Annotated in this window: 19 protein-coding genes; 10 read left to right on the top strand and 9 right to left on the bottom strand. The window is 68.5% G+C overall.

Annotated elements, in window-relative coordinates; genetic code table 11:
- Position 1: 1 nt before the first annotated feature.
- From D7I44_RS08830 to D7I44_RS08820, 3 genes are read right to left on the bottom strand one after another with little or no spacing between them, the layout of a single operon-like run.
- The gene (locus D7I44_RS08830; RefSeq protein ID WP_120789161.1) at positions 2 to 331 is read right to left on the bottom strand and encodes a GNAT family N-acetyltransferase; all 330 of its coding nucleotides are present in this window, start codon (positions 329 to 331) and stop codon (positions 2 to 4) included.
- 20 nt (positions 332 to 351) lie between these two features.
- The gene (locus D7I44_RS08825) at positions 352 to 1,092 is read right to left on the bottom strand and encodes an MIP/aquaporin family protein (protein ID WP_120789160.1); all 741 of its coding nucleotides are present in this window, start codon (positions 1,090 to 1,092) and stop codon (positions 352 to 354) included.
- Between the two features lie 2 nt (positions 1,093 to 1,094).
- The gene (locus tag D7I44_RS08820) at positions 1,095 to 2,702 is read right to left on the bottom strand and encodes a long-chain-fatty-acid--CoA ligase (RefSeq protein WP_120789159.1); all 1,608 of its coding nucleotides are present in this window, start codon (positions 2,700 to 2,702) and stop codon (positions 1,095 to 1,097) included.
- Positions 2,703 to 2,808: 106 nt separating this feature from the next.
- On the opposite strand from D7I44_RS08820, the gene D7I44_RS08815 reads away from it, so the two are divergent.
- The gene (locus D7I44_RS08815; RefSeq protein WP_162940161.1) at positions 2,809 to 3,144 is read left to right on the top strand and encodes a ferredoxin reductase domain-containing protein; all 336 of its coding nucleotides are present in this window, start codon (positions 2,809 to 2,811) and stop codon (positions 3,142 to 3,144) included.
- A gap of 174 nt (positions 3,145 to 3,318) precedes the next feature.
- Here D7I44_RS08815 and D7I44_RS08810 read toward each other — a convergent pair whose 3' ends face one another.
- Both D7I44_RS08810 and D7I44_RS08805 read right to left on the bottom strand, forming a co-directional pair.
- On the bottom strand, positions 3,319 to 4,983 hold the full coding sequence (locus D7I44_RS08810; RefSeq protein WP_120789157.1) for an acyl-CoA dehydrogenase family protein: 1,665 nt from the start codon (positions 4,981 to 4,983) through the stop codon (positions 3,319 to 3,321).
- 26 nt (positions 4,984 to 5,009) lie between these two features.
- Positions 5,010 to 5,501, bottom strand: coding sequence for a MarR family winged helix-turn-helix transcriptional regulator (locus D7I44_RS08805; RefSeq protein ID WP_120789156.1), 492 nt, complete (start codon positions 5,499 to 5,501; stop codon positions 5,010 to 5,012).
- A gap of 58 nt (positions 5,502 to 5,559) precedes the next feature.
- Here D7I44_RS08805 and D7I44_RS08800 point away from each other — a divergent pair, with 58 nt between their 5' ends.
- Entirely contained in the window at positions 5,560 to 6,225 is a 666-nt protein-coding gene (locus D7I44_RS08800; protein ID WP_120789155.1) for an NAD(P)-dependent oxidoreductase, read from the top strand.
- Positions 6,226 to 6,340: 115 nt separating this feature from the next.
- Here the strand turns inward: D7I44_RS08800 and D7I44_RS08795 are convergent, their stop codons facing one another.
- On the bottom strand, positions 6,341 to 7,231 hold the full coding sequence (locus D7I44_RS08795; RefSeq protein WP_120789154.1) for an oxidoreductase: 891 nt from the start codon (positions 7,229 to 7,231) through the stop codon (positions 6,341 to 6,343).
- A 92-nt stretch (positions 7,232 to 7,323) separates the two neighbouring features.
- Here D7I44_RS08795 and D7I44_RS08790 point away from each other — a divergent pair, with 92 nt between their 5' ends.
- The 3 genes from D7I44_RS08790 (at position 7,324) to D7I44_RS08780 (ending at position 9,321) form a co-directional block, all read left to right on the top strand.
- Positions 7,324 to 7,920: a TetR family transcriptional regulator gene (locus D7I44_RS08790; RefSeq protein ID WP_120789153.1), complete on the top strand. Its 597-nt coding sequence runs from the start codon at positions 7,324 to 7,326 to the stop codon at positions 7,918 to 7,920.
- Positions 7,921 to 8,017: 97 nt separating this feature from the next.
- Complete coding sequence (locus D7I44_RS08785; protein WP_120789152.1) at positions 8,018 to 8,989, top strand: IS481 family transposase; 972 nt, start codon at positions 8,018 to 8,020, stop codon at positions 8,987 to 8,989.
- A gap of 41 nt (positions 8,990 to 9,030) precedes the next feature.
- A complete protein-coding gene (locus D7I44_RS08780) occupies positions 9,031 to 9,321 on the top strand; it encodes a DUF1905 domain-containing protein (RefSeq protein WP_120789151.1) in 291 nt (96 codons plus the stop codon).
- Positions 9,322 to 9,354: 33 nt separating this feature from the next.
- On the opposite strand, the gene D7I44_RS18155 is transcribed toward D7I44_RS08780, so the two are convergent.
- Genes D7I44_RS18155 through D7I44_RS08775 form a run of 3 tightly spaced genes read right to left on the bottom strand, consistent with a single transcriptional unit; the run spans position 9,355 to position 10,842 of the window.
- Positions 9,355 to 9,528: a hypothetical protein gene (locus D7I44_RS18155; protein ID WP_162940160.1), complete on the bottom strand. Its 174-nt coding sequence runs from the start codon at positions 9,526 to 9,528 to the stop codon at positions 9,355 to 9,357.
- A gap of 51 nt (positions 9,529 to 9,579) precedes the next feature.
- Positions 9,580 to 9,753, bottom strand: coding sequence for a hypothetical protein (locus D7I44_RS18150; protein WP_162940159.1), 174 nt, complete (start codon positions 9,751 to 9,753; stop codon positions 9,580 to 9,582).
- 57 nt (positions 9,754 to 9,810) lie between these two features.
- A complete protein-coding gene (locus D7I44_RS08775) occupies positions 9,811 to 10,842 on the bottom strand; it encodes a serine hydrolase domain-containing protein (RefSeq protein ID WP_120789150.1) in 1,032 nt (343 codons plus the stop codon).
- Positions 10,843 to 11,019: 177 nt separating this feature from the next.
- On the opposite strand from D7I44_RS08775, the gene D7I44_RS08770 reads away from it, so the two are divergent.
- The 5 genes from D7I44_RS08770 to D7I44_RS08750 all read left to right on the top strand — a co-directional run bounded on the left by D7I44_RS08770 (position 11,020) and on the right by D7I44_RS08750 (position 14,842).
- Positions 11,020 to 11,310, top strand: a complete 291-nt coding sequence (locus D7I44_RS08770; protein WP_162940158.1) for a hypothetical protein — start codon at positions 11,020 to 11,022, stop codon at positions 11,308 to 11,310.
- Positions 11,307 to 12,350 carry a hypothetical protein gene (locus D7I44_RS08765; protein ID WP_162940157.1) on the top strand — a complete coding sequence of 348 codons (1,044 nt, stop codon included), beginning with the start codon at positions 11,307 to 11,309 and terminating at the stop codon, positions 12,348 to 12,350. Before D7I44_RS08770 ends, D7I44_RS08765 begins: the two co-directional genes overlap by 4 nt.
- Positions 12,347 to 13,252, top strand: coding sequence for a hypothetical protein (locus D7I44_RS08760; protein ID WP_120789147.1), 906 nt, complete (start codon positions 12,347 to 12,349; stop codon positions 13,250 to 13,252). The genes D7I44_RS08765 and D7I44_RS08760 overlap by 4 nt, the downstream gene beginning before the upstream one ends.
- A gap of 163 nt (positions 13,253 to 13,415) precedes the next feature.
- Entirely contained in the window at positions 13,416 to 14,222 is an 807-nt protein-coding gene (locus D7I44_RS08755) for a nuclease-related domain-containing protein (protein ID WP_120789146.1), read from the top strand.
- A gap of 65 nt (positions 14,223 to 14,287) precedes the next feature.
- Complete coding sequence (locus tag D7I44_RS08750; protein ID WP_120789145.1) at positions 14,288 to 14,842, top strand: CGNR zinc finger domain-containing protein; 555 nt, start codon at positions 14,288 to 14,290, stop codon at positions 14,840 to 14,842.
- Positions 14,843 to 14,880 lie beyond the last annotated feature (38 nt).

The raw sequence follows: 14,880 nt of genomic DNA, 5'->3' as shown, positions 1-14,880 counted from the left end.
GTCAGCGGTCCGAATACGCTCGCACCGCCTCGAGGACCGCGGGCGTGGGGCGGTCGATGAGCTCGTCCCATTCGTGGTTCTTCTCGAGGAACCCGGCCACGTACGGGCAGAAGTTCACGAGCCGCTTCCCCTGGGCGCGCACGTCGTCGAGCGCGGCCCGCACGAGCTGCCCCGCGAGCCCGCGGCCGCCGAACTCCGGGCTCACCTCGGTGTGCAGGAACACCCGACGGGGGCCCTGGTCGAGGTACTCGAGGAACCCGGCATCCGTCGCGCCGATCGCGATGAGATAGCGGGATCCGGTGTCGCGAACCGTGGTGTCGCTGTCGTCCATCTGCGTTCCTTTCTCCAGACCTACAGAAGCGGGCCGGCCGCGATGCCGCCGAGCAGCCCGCCGACGATCGGCGCGACGATCGGGATCCAGGCGTAGCCCCAGTTCGACGTGCCCTTGCCCGTGATCGGCACGAGCTGGTGCACGAGGCGCGGCATCAGATCACGCGCCGGGTTGAGCGCGGTGCCCGTCGGGCCGCCGAGCGACGCGATGAGCCCCGTCACCAGGAACGCGATCGGCAGGGCTCCGAGCGAGGCGAGGCCGACAGTCGGCCCGTGCTCACCGAACGCGAGGGCGACGAACACCAGCACGAACGTCCCGGCCGACTCGCACAGCCCGTTCAGCACCCAGCTGCGGATCGCAGGCCCGGTCGCGAACACCCCGAGCTTGTCGGCCGGTTCGGGGTGGTCGTCGAGCTGCTGCTTGTAGATGAGCCAGACCGTGAAGGCCCCGACGAAGCCACCGAGCAGCTGCGCGACGATGTAGCCGACCACGTTGCCGAAGGTGACCGGAACCCCCTCCGCGAACTCGCGCGCGCCGCTCGCCACGATGCCGAGGGTCACCGCCGGGTTGAGGTTCGCACCCGACTTCGTCGCCACCGTGACGCCGAGGAAGACCGCGAAGCCCCAGCCGAAGCTGATCAGCACCCATCCCGCGCCGTAGCCCTTCGACTTGCGAAGCGAGTTGTTCGCGCTGACTCCGCAGCCGAGCAGCAGCATCAGTGCGGTCCCGACGAACTCGGAGAGGTATGCGGACAGCGGCATACTCACATCGTGGCGTGAACGTGGTCCTCCTGCCACTTGGCGACCAGGACCCGCTTCAGCACTTTGCCCGATGGCCCCAGCGGCAGCGCGTCGACGATCTCGATATGCCGCGGGTATTTGAACGGCGCGACTTTCTCTTTCACATATTCGATCAGCTCGGCCGGGTCGACGGATGCCTCGGGCATCAGCGTCACCGCCGCCGCGATCTCCTGCTGGTGCACCGGGTCGGGCACGCCGAACACCGCGCAGCCCGACACGGCGTCGTGCCGCGCGAGCACCTCTTCGATCTCGCGCGGGTACACGTTGTAGCCGTTGCGCACGATCATGTCCTTCTTCCGGTCGACGATCGTGACGTAGTCGTCGTCGGTCATCGTGCCGAGGTCACCCGTGCGGAACCACCCGTCGACGACCGCCTCGGCGTCGGCATCCGGCCGGTTCAGATAGCCCTGGAAGACGTTGTGCCCGCGTACGCAGATCTCACCGAGCTCGCCCCGCGGCAGCTCCACAATGCGGTCGTCGAGTTCGGCGTCGGCGATGATCACCTCGGTGCCCCAGATCGGCTGGCCGATCGTGCCGGGGCGCGTGGGCCGGCCGTAGTGGTTGAACGTCGCGACCGGGCTCGTCTCGGTCAGGCCGTAGCCCTCGTGCACCGAGATGCCGAACTCCTCGGACATGCGCCCGATCACCGCGACGGGAAGCGCCGCGCCGCCCGAGAGCCCGTAGCGCAGCGGCGGCCGCTCAGGGTTCGCCTTCGCCGCCTCGAGCAGCCCGATGTACATCGTCGGAACACCGGTCATGATCGTGCAGCTGTGCGCGTTGAGCAGGGCGAGCGCGGTGGCGCCGTCGAATTTCGGGACGAGGACGACGGATGCCCCGCGCCGGAACGCCACATTCATGACACACATCTGGCCGAAGGTGTGGAAGAGCGGAAGGCACCCGAGCACGATGTCTTCCTCTTGCACGTCGATCGCCCCCGTGAGCAGCGTGTTGACGTGCTCGACGAGCGAGAAGTGCGAGCCGCGGGCGCCCTTCGGCTTCCCGGTCGTGCCGCTCGTGTAGAGGATCGTCGCCGTCGCGGTGGGCGGCAGGAATTCGTAGTGGCGGATCGGCTCGGCTCCTTCGGCGAGGTCCTCGAGGCGCGGGAACGGCGCCTCGGTGAGCTTGTCGTCCGGCACGAGCACCGAGAGCAGCGGCACCTTCGCGAGCGCGGCACCCTTGGCGCCTTCCGCCAGCAGCGGCGCGGCGACGATGAACTGGCTCGCTCCGGAATCCTGCAGCACATAGGCGATCTCTTCGGCCTTGAGCAGCGCGTGCACCGGTACGACGATCGCGCCGAGGCTCAATATCGCGAAGTACGCGCGCGGGAAGTCCGGCACGTTGGGCAGCAGCAGTGCGACGCGGTCACCGCGGCCGACACCGAGGTCGCGCAGCGCACCGGCATACCGCTTCGTCTCCTCCCACAGACGGCCGTAGCCGATGCGGTCTGCGCCGAAGATCAGCGCAGTGTTCTCGGGCACGCGCTTCGCTGTCTCAGCGAGGACGGCCGCCAGATTGACCGTGGCGAAGCCGGGCCGCTCGGGCTGTTCGGGTTGTTCGGACTGTTCGGGCATGTGGTCCCCTTTCGTTTTCGTCGTCGTTGACGAATCGATGCTCGGATCGTACGCGGCTGTGGACAGCTCACGCGAGGCCGTGGGTGCCCCGGTTAGCGTGTCGACCATGCAGTGGAGGTCGGCGACGTACGTGCGCGACAACTGGGCGCGCGTGATGGACGAGGCCGTGCGCGAGCCGATCGCCGTCACTTCGCACGGTCGCACGCGAGTGATCATCGTCGACGCGGCCCTGTCTCAGGAGCTGACCGGGGTGCTCGCCGACGCCGGCCTGCGCCTTCCGCAGGCGCCGCAGTACCCGTGGCACGACCCGTTGCTGTCGATGGAAGAGCGCATGCGGTTGCTGCGGGAGCGCAAAAAGGAGATCACCGCAAAGCCGCTCGACGACTGGACCGACGAGGAGATCAAGATCTTCTACACCGACGAGTTGTATCTCGACGAGTGAGCCTTCGAGGCGCTCTCGCGATTTCTGAAGAGAACACTCGCAAATCGCGATTTGTACAACTTGCCGCTTTTCCGGCGCCTTTGGTCAATTTGAGATTGATGCACCTTGTTTTTCGGCGCTGTCGGTGCGCGTTGATCGATCACTCGGCTCCAGCGCGAAGAGTCGCGCGGGCTATCAGGCGCGCGCGAGGATCTCGGTGAGGTCGACCCCCGGCGGCAGAGCGCCGTAGAGGCCCGATGGCCGGCCGATGCGGGCGGCCACGAAAGCGCCGGCCACGGTGGGCGGCGAGAACCGCAGCAGCAGGGATGCTTCGAGCAGCACGCCGAGCCGCTCGGTGAACTCCCGCGCGCGCCCCTCGGCCATGCTCGAGCCGTCAAGCAGGAACGACCTCAGCTGCCGCGACAGGTCCTGCACGGCATCCAGCTCCTCATCGAAGAGCTGGTAGCCGCCGCGCGCCTGCCCGAGCTCGGCGAAGAAGGCATGGAACGCCTCCGGCTCGCGCGCGAGTGCGCGCAGCACATCGAGCGCGATGACGTTGCCGCTGCCCTCCCAGACGGCCATGACCGGCTGCTCGCGGTAGCGCCGCGCCAGCGGGAACGCCTCCGTGTAGCCGTTCCCGCCGAGGCACTCGAGCGCCTCGTAGGCGTGGCCGGGGCCGCGCTTGCAGACGAGGTACTTCGCGACCGCGGTGGCCAGGCGGCGGAACGCGAGCTCGCCGGCATCCTGCTCGGCGATCTCACCGCGCGCCATCGGCTCGTCATGAGCGGCAGCGAGGCGCAGCGCTGTCAGGGTCGCCGCCTCTGCCTCGAGCTGCAGATCGGCGATCACGGCAGCCATCGCCGGCTGGTCGATCAGCGTGCGGCCGAACGCGGCGCGGTGCCGCACGTGCCACACCGCCTCGGCCACCGATTGGCGCATGCCCGCCGCCGTGCCGATGACGCAGTCGAGGCGGGTGCGGCTCACCATCGGCAGGATCGCGCGCACACCGCGCCCCGGCTCGCCGATGAGCCAGCCGATCGTGCGGTCGAACTCGACCTCGCTGGACGCGTTCGAGCGGTTGCCGAGCTTGTCCTTGAGCCGCTGGATGAGGAAGGTGTTCCGGGTGCCGTCGGGCAGTACGCGCGGCACGAAGAAGCAGCTCAGGCCTTCGGCGGTCTGAGCGAGCACGAAGAACGCGTCGCTCATCGGCGCGCTGCAGAACCACTTGTGCCCGGTGATGCTGAACGAGCCGTCGGCGTTCCGCGTCGCGGCGGTCGTGTTCGCCCGCACATCCGACCCGCCCTGCTTCTCGGTCATCGCCATGCCGAACAGTGCACCACGGCCGTACTCCCGCGACATGGCGCGCGCCCACCAGGAGTCCTTTTCGGGGAGCTCGGCGTCCTTCAAGATCGCGGCGCCCGCGTGCGTCATCGACACCGGGCACGCGTGCCCGGGCTCCACCTGCGCGAACAGGTAGAACATGGCGGCGCGGTCGGCGGATGCCCCAGGCTTCGGCTCCGCCCACGCGGACGTGTGCGCGCCGCGTGCGATCGCATCACCGATCACGCGGTGATACGCCGGGTGGTACTCGACCTCGTCGATGCGATTCCCGCGCCGGTCGTGGGTGTGCAGCACGGGCTCGTGCGTATTGGCGAGCTCGGCGTCGCGCTGAAAATCCGCCGCCCCGACGAGCGCTCCGGCCTCGGTGAGCAACTCCGATGCTGGAGGAGCGCCCGAAGGGCGCGTCTCGACAGCATCCGACCCCCACCGTCTCACCGCCTCGACAAGCGCGACGTTCGCGTCGAACTCGTTGACTCCGACGCGCTCAGGCGCCTGGTTGAAGACCTCGTGTGTGATCACCGGCGACCACCCCCTTTGCCCTGAGGCTAGCCAACCGACCGGGCGTTCTCGCGCCCGGCATCCGACACCTTGCGCATGAAGCCGGAGATGACGTCGAGCTCGGCGTCGGAGTAGTCGGCGAGGATCCCATCGACCGCATCGTTCATGCCCTTGAACGCGGCGAAGATCTCGCCCGCGTGCGCGGCCTGCGGCCTCACGACCATCGCGCGCCGGTCGGCCGGGTCGGGCTCGCGCACGATCCACTGCCCGCGCTCCAGCCGATCGAGCACCCCGGTGATGGTCGCACGATGCAAGCCCAGCCGGGTCGCCAGGGCGCTCGGGCTGAGCACCTTCTCGCGCGCCAGCACATCGAGGCACTCTAGGTCGATCTCGTTGAGTCGCAGTCGTGTGCCGACGCGGCGGGAGAGCGTGCCGAGATCCCCCTGCAGCTCACGAAGGGCGTCCTTCGCGTCCGCGACGGCACGACGCCGCTCCCTTCCAGGCCGGGCCCGCGATTGCGAATTTGGTTCGGATGTCATATTGTCTGAATTCCAAATAGTTTGAGTCTCTGAGTACAGAGTAGCGAGAGGGATCCAGATGCACATCACCGTGTTCGGGGCGACCGGCAAGACCGGCCGCCTTGTCGTCGAGCAGGGCCTGAGCGCGGGTCACCGCGTCACCGCCGTCGTCCGCTCTTCCGCGCGATTCACCGCCGATTCAGGCGCCCGCCCGGGCCTCGAGGTCGTCGAGCAGGCAAGCTTCGACGACCCCGAGGCCGTCGCGGAATCGCTCGTCGACCACCTGGTGTTCACCGACGCGGCGATCTCGGCGGTCGGGCCCGCCAGCCGCAAGGACGGCCCGGTCGCAGCGCCGGTCACACGTGGCATCCTCGCCGCACTCGACCGGGCGAAGGTGCGCCGGCTCGTGACGATCAGCGCAGCGCCGGTCTCGACCCCGGCGACCGGGCCCGAGGACGGATTCCTCGACCGGCGAATCGTCTACCCGCTGATCTCCGCCCTGCTCAAGCCGGTCTACGACGACCTGCGCGCGATGGAACAGGAGCTCTCGGCGAGCTCAGTCGACTGGACGGCCGCCCGGCCGCCTCGGCTGACCGACGGGGCGCATACCCGCAACTACCGCACGCGGCTCGATGGAAATGTGCCGAGAGGCCGCCTGCTGTCGCGGGCCGATCTCGCCGATTTCCTGCTGGCGGCCGCCGGCGACCACGCGTCGGCCGGGCACGCGGTCGGCGTCGCGTACTGAGCGACGCGCGGCGATACGCCCTGAACTCGACGGCGGTGCCCGGCGTCTGAGGCGTCACCGAACTCGGGCGGCGACAGCGACCACCGACGGCGACGGCGACGGCGACAACGACGGCCTAGTGGGTCGCAGCGCGCACCGGCTCGGCCATGCTCTCGATCGCATCGAGCTCGGCGACGGCATCCGCCGGCAGCTCGAGCGACGCGGCCGCGATGTTCTCGGCGAGGTGCGCGCGGCTCGACGTGCCGGGGATCAGCGCGATGTTCGGCGAGCGCTGCAGCAGCCACGCGAGCGCGACCTGCTGCGGCGATGCCCCGAGCCGTTCGGCGACCGACGCGAGCACGCCCGACTGCAACGGGGTGAAGCCACCGAGCGGGAAGTACGGCACGTAGGCGATGCCGAGCCCGGCCGTGCGGCGCAGCATCGGCTCGTCGCCGCGGCGCACGAGGTTGTACAGCGACTGCACGGTCACGATCGGACTGATCGAGAGGGCCTCCGTGAGCTGCGCGTCGGTGACCTGGCTGAGCCCGAGGTGCGTGATCTTCCCCTGCTGCCGCAGCTCGACGAGCGCGCCGAGCTGGTCGGCGACCGACTCGTCGACCGCGGCCTCTGGCGTGCCCATGCGCAGGTTGACGACGTCGATCGTCTCGAGGCCGAGGTGGGTGAGGTTGTCGTGCACCTGCGCGACCAGGGCCTCGGGGCTGCGGTCCATGACCCAACCACCGTCTGCGGTGCGGCTCGCGCCGACCTTGGTCACGAGGTGCAGCTCGTCGGCGTACGGGTGCAGCGCCTCACGGATGAGGTCGTTCGACACGTGGAATCCGTAGAAATCTGCCGTATCGATGTGGGTGACGCCGGCCTCGACGGCGGCGCGCAGCACGGCGATCGCCTCGTCGCGGTCGCGCGGCGGGCCCCACACGCCGGGGCCGGGCAGCTGCATGGCGCCGTAGCCCATGCGCGTGACGGTGAGGTCTGAGGCGAGGGTCAGGGTTCCGCCGGCAAGAGTCATCTCTGCTTCCTAACTATCTGGTTAGTCAGAGGCTAGAACAGGACTAACCATTTAGTCAAGCCGTAGGATCGGGATCGAGAAGAGGTGATCGGATGCCCGAGCCAGCAGCCCCCACCCCCGCGGCCATCGGCCGCGCAGAGCAGACGCGCCAGCGCATCCTCGAGGCTGCGTTCGCCGAGTTCGCGAGCTACGGCTTCGCGGGCGCCCGCGTCGACCGCATCGCGAAGGCCGCCGGCTGCAACAAGAACCTGATCTACATCTACTTCGACAGCAAAGAGGGGCTGTTCGACGCTGTTCTGCGCGGACGCCTCGGCCTGATCGCCGAAGAGAACCCCCTCACGCCCGAGAACCTGCCGGAGTTCGCGGGGAAGACCTTCGACTTCGTGATGGCGAACCCTGACATCATCCGGCTGACGGCGTGGACCAAGCTCGACCCCGACACGCCGGATCCGTCCACCCGCGGCGACAAGGTCAGCGCGAAGGTGGCCGCCGTGCGCAGGGCGCAGCAGAACGGCGAACTGACGGATGCCTGGGACGCCGAGTTCCTGATGACGTTCGTCATGTCGCTGGCGACGGCCTGGGTGCCCGCGTTCCCGTACGGCTCGGCGGGCATCGACCGCGCGCGCATCCGCGCGCAGATCGTCGCCGCGGTCGCCGCGGTCGTCACGGCCACCCCGACGGTCGACTAGCTGTAGTTCCTCGGCACGTTGTGAACGTGGGTTGATGTAGTGAAGACCTCCGGGACGATGTGGGTTACCACACTCACTTCGTTCACCGGAGGTCTTCGTGACTCACGCTAATGCCCATCTGACTCCGAAGGGCCGGCTGCGGTTGGCCCAGTCGATCCTCGAGCAGGGCTGGTCCTATCGGCGGGCAGCCGAGCGGTTCCAGTGCTCGCCGGCCACGGCCAAGAAGTGGGCGGATCGGTTGCGCGCGGGCCTGCCGATGACCGATCGCAGTTCCCGGCCGCGCTCGAGCCCGAACCGCACCAGTAGGCGCACCGAGCGGCGCATCGTCGCGTTGCGGTTCATCCGCCGCTGGGGCCCCCACCGCATCGCCTTCCACCTGCATCTGGCCCGCACCACCGTCGAGCGCGTCCTGAGCCGGTACCGGATGCCCAAGCTCGCCCATCTGGATCAGAACACCGGCCTGCCCGTCCGGAAGCCGAAGCCGGTGCGCTACGAGCGTCAGAAGCCGGGCGAGTTGGTGCACATGGACATCAAGAAGCTCGGCCGCATCCCCGACGGCGGTGGCCACCGGGTGCTCGGCCGGCAGCAGGGCAACAGGAACAACACCGGGCACGGCAAGGCCGGGCGCGGCTACGCGTTCCTGCACCACGTCGTGGACGACCACTCGAGGCTGGCGTACTCCGAGATCCTCGCCGACGAGCGCAAGGAGACCGTGGTCGCGTTCTGGCAGCGCGCGAAAGCGTTCTTCTCCGAGGCCGGCATCACGATCGAGCGGGTCATGACCGACAACGGCTCGGCCTACCGCTCACGGCTGCTGGCGAAGGAGCTCGGGACGATCAAGCACAAGTTCACCAAACCCTACCGGCCGCAGACGAACGGCAAAGTCGAGCGGTTCAACCGCACCCTGGCCGCCGAGTGGGCCTACGCCAAGCCGTACGCGTCCGAGGAAGCCCGAGCCGCCGAATACCAGGCCTGGGTCCATCACTACAATCACCACAGACCCCACACCGGCATCGGCGGCAAGAGCCCCTCAGAACGCGTTCACAACCTCACGAGGAACTACAACTAGCGCGCGCCGCGTATCGGGACCCGCCTCGCTAGCCTCAAGTCATGCCGTTCGAGTTCACCTCAGAGCTCTACGAGTGGTCCGCCCGCGACAACTGGTTCTTCGTCGACCTGCCCCACGAGGTGAGCGACGCGATCACGGCGATGCCGTTGATTCCGGGCGGATTCGGCTCGGTGAAAGTCGAGGTCTCGGTGGGCCATGTGACGTGGCGCACCTCGGTGTTCCCCGACGACAAGCGCGGCACCTTCGTGCTGCCGATCAAGAAAGAGGTGCGAGCCCGCAACTCACTCTTTGCGGGCTCGCGGGTCGAGGTGACTCTCGAGGTCGTGCGCTAGGCGTGCGTGGCGCGCCCGCCCCGAGGTATGGCCTCAGCTCTTCGAATCGGGGTCGCCGGCCCCGAAGGCGTTCGCGAGGCGCTCGGCGATGTTGTGCCAGTGCTCGTTGGCGTGCTTCTGCTTCGTGTAGTTCGCCTGCTGACGCAGCTCGAGAATCCAGTCGGCGTACTCGCGCTCTTCAGCCGGTGACATCGTGTTGTGCGACATCGTTGCCTCCAAAAACCGTGGCCTGTGCAGCCGTTCCCCTACCTTTCGAGACTAGGAGCGACCACTGACATCGGGCCACGGCGGGCGCACCCGGTAGGCGCCGAACGCGGCGTCATGGCGGGACTGCGCGAGCCGGTTCTTGGCGGCGCTGAGCTCGCGCTGGAGCGCCTTCACCGCTTCGGCAGCGTCGACGGGCAGTTCGATGGTGTTGTCGTAGCGGGTCATGATGTTCCCCCTTAGAACGTTTCCCCTGCCCTCCCGGTTGGGAAGGACCACTGACATTCAGGAGGTCGGAGCTAGCGCCTCGATCACGACATCGGAGAGGCGGGAGATGTGGGCGAGAGCCGATCGTCTCGGCAGGATGACCGAGTTCAGCCACACGAGAACGGTGTCGTTCACCGGGTCCGCCCAGACGTTGCAGACGCCGCTACCGTTGTGCCCGAACATGCTCTCGTTCGCGTGCGTGCCCATCGGCCGCACCCGCCCGGGGAAGCCGAGCTGGAACCCCGTGCCCCAGCGCATCGTGTGCCCGATGACGTGGTCGAGCTCGCCGTCTGCCGAGAGCTCGCGCGCGCCCGCGACCACGTCGGGCGGAATGATCCCGTCTCCGCCCCGCAGCAGCACCCGGTAGAACCGGGCGAGATCGCGCGCCGTCGTCTGGATCCCCGCCGCCGGAATCACCGCCTCGCGAACCGCGCGCCGATTGAATGCCGTTTCGCGTATATGTTCCACCGCGCGGCCGGCCATGAGACGGACGTGGCGCTCCCAGGCATCCGCCATCAAGCCCAACTGGGTGTCTGCGAGACCGAGCGGTCGCGCGAACTCGTCGTCGATGAAGCGGTCGATGGTGCGGCCGTCGACCCGCCTCACCAGCTCGCCCAGGATGAACCCGAAGCTCAGCAGTCCGTAGGCGACGACCGCGCCCGGTTGGTATCGCAGGTGGGCGTTCTCGGCGGCATGGACGGATGCCTGCCAGTCCGCCATCTGCATCGCGTCGCCCACCGCCTGGCCCGTTGAATAGGGCGCGCCGCTGCGGTGGGCGAGCACCTGCCGGATCGTGACCGAAGACTTTCTGTTCATGGCATATTCGGGCCAGTAGTCAGCGACGGAGTCGTCCAGATCGAGCTGGCCGCGGTGCGCGAGCAGGTGGATGGCGAGCGCGGTGAACGGCTTGCTGACGCTGAATGTGTAGAAGAGGTCGTTCGGCGCCGCGCCGACCAGCTGCTCGAAGACGACGTCGTCCCCCCGCATGACGATGGTCGACGATGCGTGGCCGCGCTCGGCGGCGACTCGGGCGACTGCGTCCCACCCCACGCCGACAAGCTAGCGCCGACGCGCCGTCTCGGCCATTGAGGCGCCGCGCAGCGGGGTCTCGAAATGATCCCGCCCAAGGCGATCTTCCCCAGCACGGCCCCCGAATCGCCCGGGTTCTCCCCATTTCGGCCTCCCAGGCCATCGCCGGGTCTGCCGCACTCCCTAACGTCGCCACCCATGACGACGCGAATGGATGCCCCGACCGTCGCCGGCCTGGTGAGCCGGCTGCGCTCGGCCGCCGCGGCCGCGAACGATGCCGAGCTCGCGGCCATGCTCGCGTTCGAAGAGCTGCTGGCCAAGGCCGGCGCCCTTCCCACGGTGCACGCCGCGCTCGCGCAGTACTGGGCGGCACGCACGGGCACGGGCTCAGCGATCTGCGGCCATATCGGCCAGGTGGCCGACGCGCTCGAATCCGCTGCTGATGAGCTGGAGCACGACGACCTGCTCGTCACCGGGGCGCTCACGTGACAGCGGTGGACCTGGCGCCACTCGCGGCCGCGGCGGCCGACTACCGTCAGGCGATCGGGCGGCTTGAGGACGCCTCGGCGGACGCCGAGGCGGTGTGGACGCTGCTGCCGGCGGCGCTCGACTCCCCCGGAACGCAGCTGGCGGTCGGCCGGTTCGTCGGTCCGGCGCACCAGCTTTCCATGGCTCTCTTGCAGGCGGCGGATGCCTTGCACGGCGCGCTTCTCGCCGAGGTGCAGCCGCTTCGGCAGCTCGAGGCGCAGGCGGCGCAGTACCCGGACGACCCGAGCTGGCAGACCCGCATTGACACCGCAGAGGCGAGTTGCGCGGTGACGATCGCGGCGATCCGCGGCGGCGAATCGGGCTCGGTCGACCTGCCGTGCCCCGAGCCGCAAGCGCCGCTCGGCAGTAGAGCCGCGCGCCCGGCCGGCTTCGCCCTGCCGCTCGCGCCGACGGCGGGGCTGCCAGCATTCGGCGGTGCCCTCATCGACGGCGCGACGGCCGCCGGCGCGGCCACCTTGGGTGGCCTGCTGGGCGCCCTTGGCCTGGTGCTTTCGATGGGGGGTTCGAGCGACGAGGTCGCTGCCGCGGTACCGAAGAGGCGCCGCCCTGGTCCCAATGACGTCGAGGGAAAGGACTTCGTCGTCACGCCGTTTCAGCCCTGCGACCCCGACAAACACGGTGACGGGTGCGAACCGCACCTGCTTGGGGATAAGCCCGGCACGGAACCCTTCGACGGTGACAAGGTGAAGGGCAACGAGGAACCTGGTGAAATGCCGGGCACCGAGTCGGGCTGGGTCAAGACCGAAGCAAGGAACGGACACGGCTGGGTCTACAGGGCCCCCGACGGAAGGAGCATGCGGGTCATGGAACCGGCACGCATGGACTATGACCGCCGCTACCCCTACGGCTACGTCATCTTCGAAAAGCCCGGCGAGGGCGTCGTGAATCTCGAGGGACTCACCGAAGAGAATCCCAACCTCTTCCACATCGTTCGCAACCGAAACGGCAGCTTCCCGATGCCGGAAGGATGGACCCAGTGACCCCAATCGACATCGGGCTCACCGGCGCCCGCGTGTGCGGGTATCTTGCCTACCCCGACGGCATTCGCATCATGTTCGTTCAGGGCGGTGCATACCTCGCGTCCGGCGGCACGTGGGGCGTCACATGGCCCGATGGCACCGGCCACCGGTTCGTCGCGGATGCGGGTATGGGCAATGACCCCGAGACGGGCCGCCTGATGGGCACCCTCCTTGCAGACGTTGTCGAGTCCGCCCGATCGGACGAGAAATCGAAGCTCGCTGTGGTCTTCAAATCGGGTCTTCGACTGGACTTTCACCCGCAGCCTGACGACTACGAGTACTGGGACTCGTACTCGACGAAGGGGGTACGGTCCTACGCCGTCATCGGAAAGGCACCTGGCCAGAACGAGGGCCCGCGTCCCGACCGCATCGGCTTGGAAGATGTCGAAGCCGAAGGCACCTTCGAACCCCCGATCGAGGGCGAACGCCTGATCGACCTCGAGCTATCCGACGTTGTCTACGGCGTGACCGTGCTCGCCGAGAGCATGCAGTTGGAGACCAGAAGCGGCGATCTCTTCTTCGCCGGACCCATTGAAGTCACCGACCCAAACGGATTGCGGGGTGTGTTCGATCCCAAGTTCGCAGCAACCGACTCCACGGCTGGCGCGGTGCTGAAGCTGATCATCGACGGCACGATCGAAGTGGCGACCCTCGCCCCCGACTCAAGTCGGCTCGACATCCGTTTCACAGACGGGCTCCGCTTGATCTGGAACGCGCCCTCCGCCCAGCAGGGCCTTTTTCGTGCCCGCAACCGCAGCAAGCGCGAGTTCTGGAGCAAAGGCGACGGGACGATCTACTGGTTCGGCGGCCCCGAGGGAACGCAACCGAAGTTCCTCGCAGGTGGTCCGAAACGCACCGACTGACCTCGCCCCGCGAAACGCCCGGGCATGCGCGCAGCGATGTCAGAGGGCAGCCAGACAATGACTACGTGACAAGCCCGATGCGCGCCCCGTCGGCGGGCCACCCATATGAGGGGTCCTCATGTTGGGACTGACGGGCCCCCCACAGGTGCCATAGGACAGTAGCGTGACAGATCTGCGAGGCTCGAACAGCGCGACGGCGGCAGCCGCCTCGCTGCGTGCGCAGCCCGCCGCGGCATCCGTCATCGCGACCTGCCTGAACGCGCAGGCGGAGTCGCGCCCTCGTTCGATCATCGGTCGCGCTTTCGGCGCCAGCCCGCTCTCAGAGGCATCCCGCCGGCCCTACGTCGCCGCGATCGGCGAGCTGCACGTGGCATCCGAGCTCGAGAAGTTGGGGGCCGACTGGGTCATCCTGCACGACGTGCCCGTCGGCGAGCGCGGCAAGGTCATCGACCACCTCGCGATCGGGCCGGCCGGCGTGTTCGCGCTCGAGGTCGAGCACCGCCCGGCCGACGCGATCGCCGTGCGCGGCGAGCTGCTCACCATCAACGGCGTCGCTCGGCCGCACCTCGTCACCTCGCGCGACCTCGCTACCGAGGCGGCCGTCAACCTCACCCGCGCGACCGGGCTCAACGTGCCGGCGCGGGGTCTGATCGTGTTCGTCGCGCCTCAGTCGGTGTCGACCCGCGACGAGCCCGACGACGTCGGCGTCACCAGCGACCGCGCCGTGCACAAGTGGCTCGCCGACCGCGAGCCCACGCTGAGCGCGACGCAGGTGGCGATGATTGCGGCTGCCGCGGCCGACCGCTCCACCTGGCGCGGCGCCATCGCGCGTCGCGCTCCCGGATTCAATGCTGATGCGTTCGACGCACTGCGCGTCGAGGTGCAGCGCGCGTGGCTCGCCCGCGGATTCTGGGGCACCGCGATCATCGCAGCGGCCGCGATCGCCGCGGTCCAGCTCTTCGGCGCCTGAGTGCCTAACCCTTCAATCCGGTTATTTCGCTTGCCTTCGGGTGCGTCACTAGTCAGACTGGTTACATGATTCACCGGTTCCCGTGTGGCACGCTCGCCCTCGACTTCGTCGGCACTCTGCGCGCGCGCCGCAACGACGAGCCGAGCGAGAAGCTCACCGAGCCGAGCGACCTCGACGCGTGGTTCAGCGAGTCGGGCATGCTCGATGTCGCGACGTCGGCATCGGCATCCGATCTCAAAAAGGCGATCGAGCTGCGCGAGGCGATCTACGCGCTCGCCTACGCGCGTGTGGCCGGTGACGAGCTGCCGACGGATGCCGCGGCGACGGTCGCGTCCTACGCCGAGAAGCTGCCCGTCTCGGTCGCGCTCGCCGACGGCAGGCTCGAGCGCTCGGGCACAGTGCCGCAGGCGCTCGCATCGCTCGCACGCGAGACGATCGAGATCGTCGGCGGCCCGAACGCCGGCCTGTTGCGCGAGTGCAGCCGCGACGAGTGCACGCAGGTCTACCTCGACACCTCGCGCGGGCACCGACGCGATTGGTGCTCGATGAAGACATGCGGCAACCGCGTGAAGGCATCGAAGTTCCGCGCGCGGCAGGCGGCGGTGACGGCTGGCTCCTAGCGAGTCCAGACCAGCCGTGCTATTATCGTTTACGTATT

Origin of the sequence: Gryllotalpicola protaetiae (genome assembly GCF_003627055.1) — a bacterium.
In the GTDB taxonomy this organism is placed as follows: Bacteria; Actinomycetota; Actinomycetes; order Actinomycetales; family Microbacteriaceae; genus Gryllotalpicola; species Gryllotalpicola protaetiae.
The sequence above is the reverse complement of the archived record's forward strand: the minus strand, read 5'-3'. Positions and strand labels throughout refer to the sequence as shown.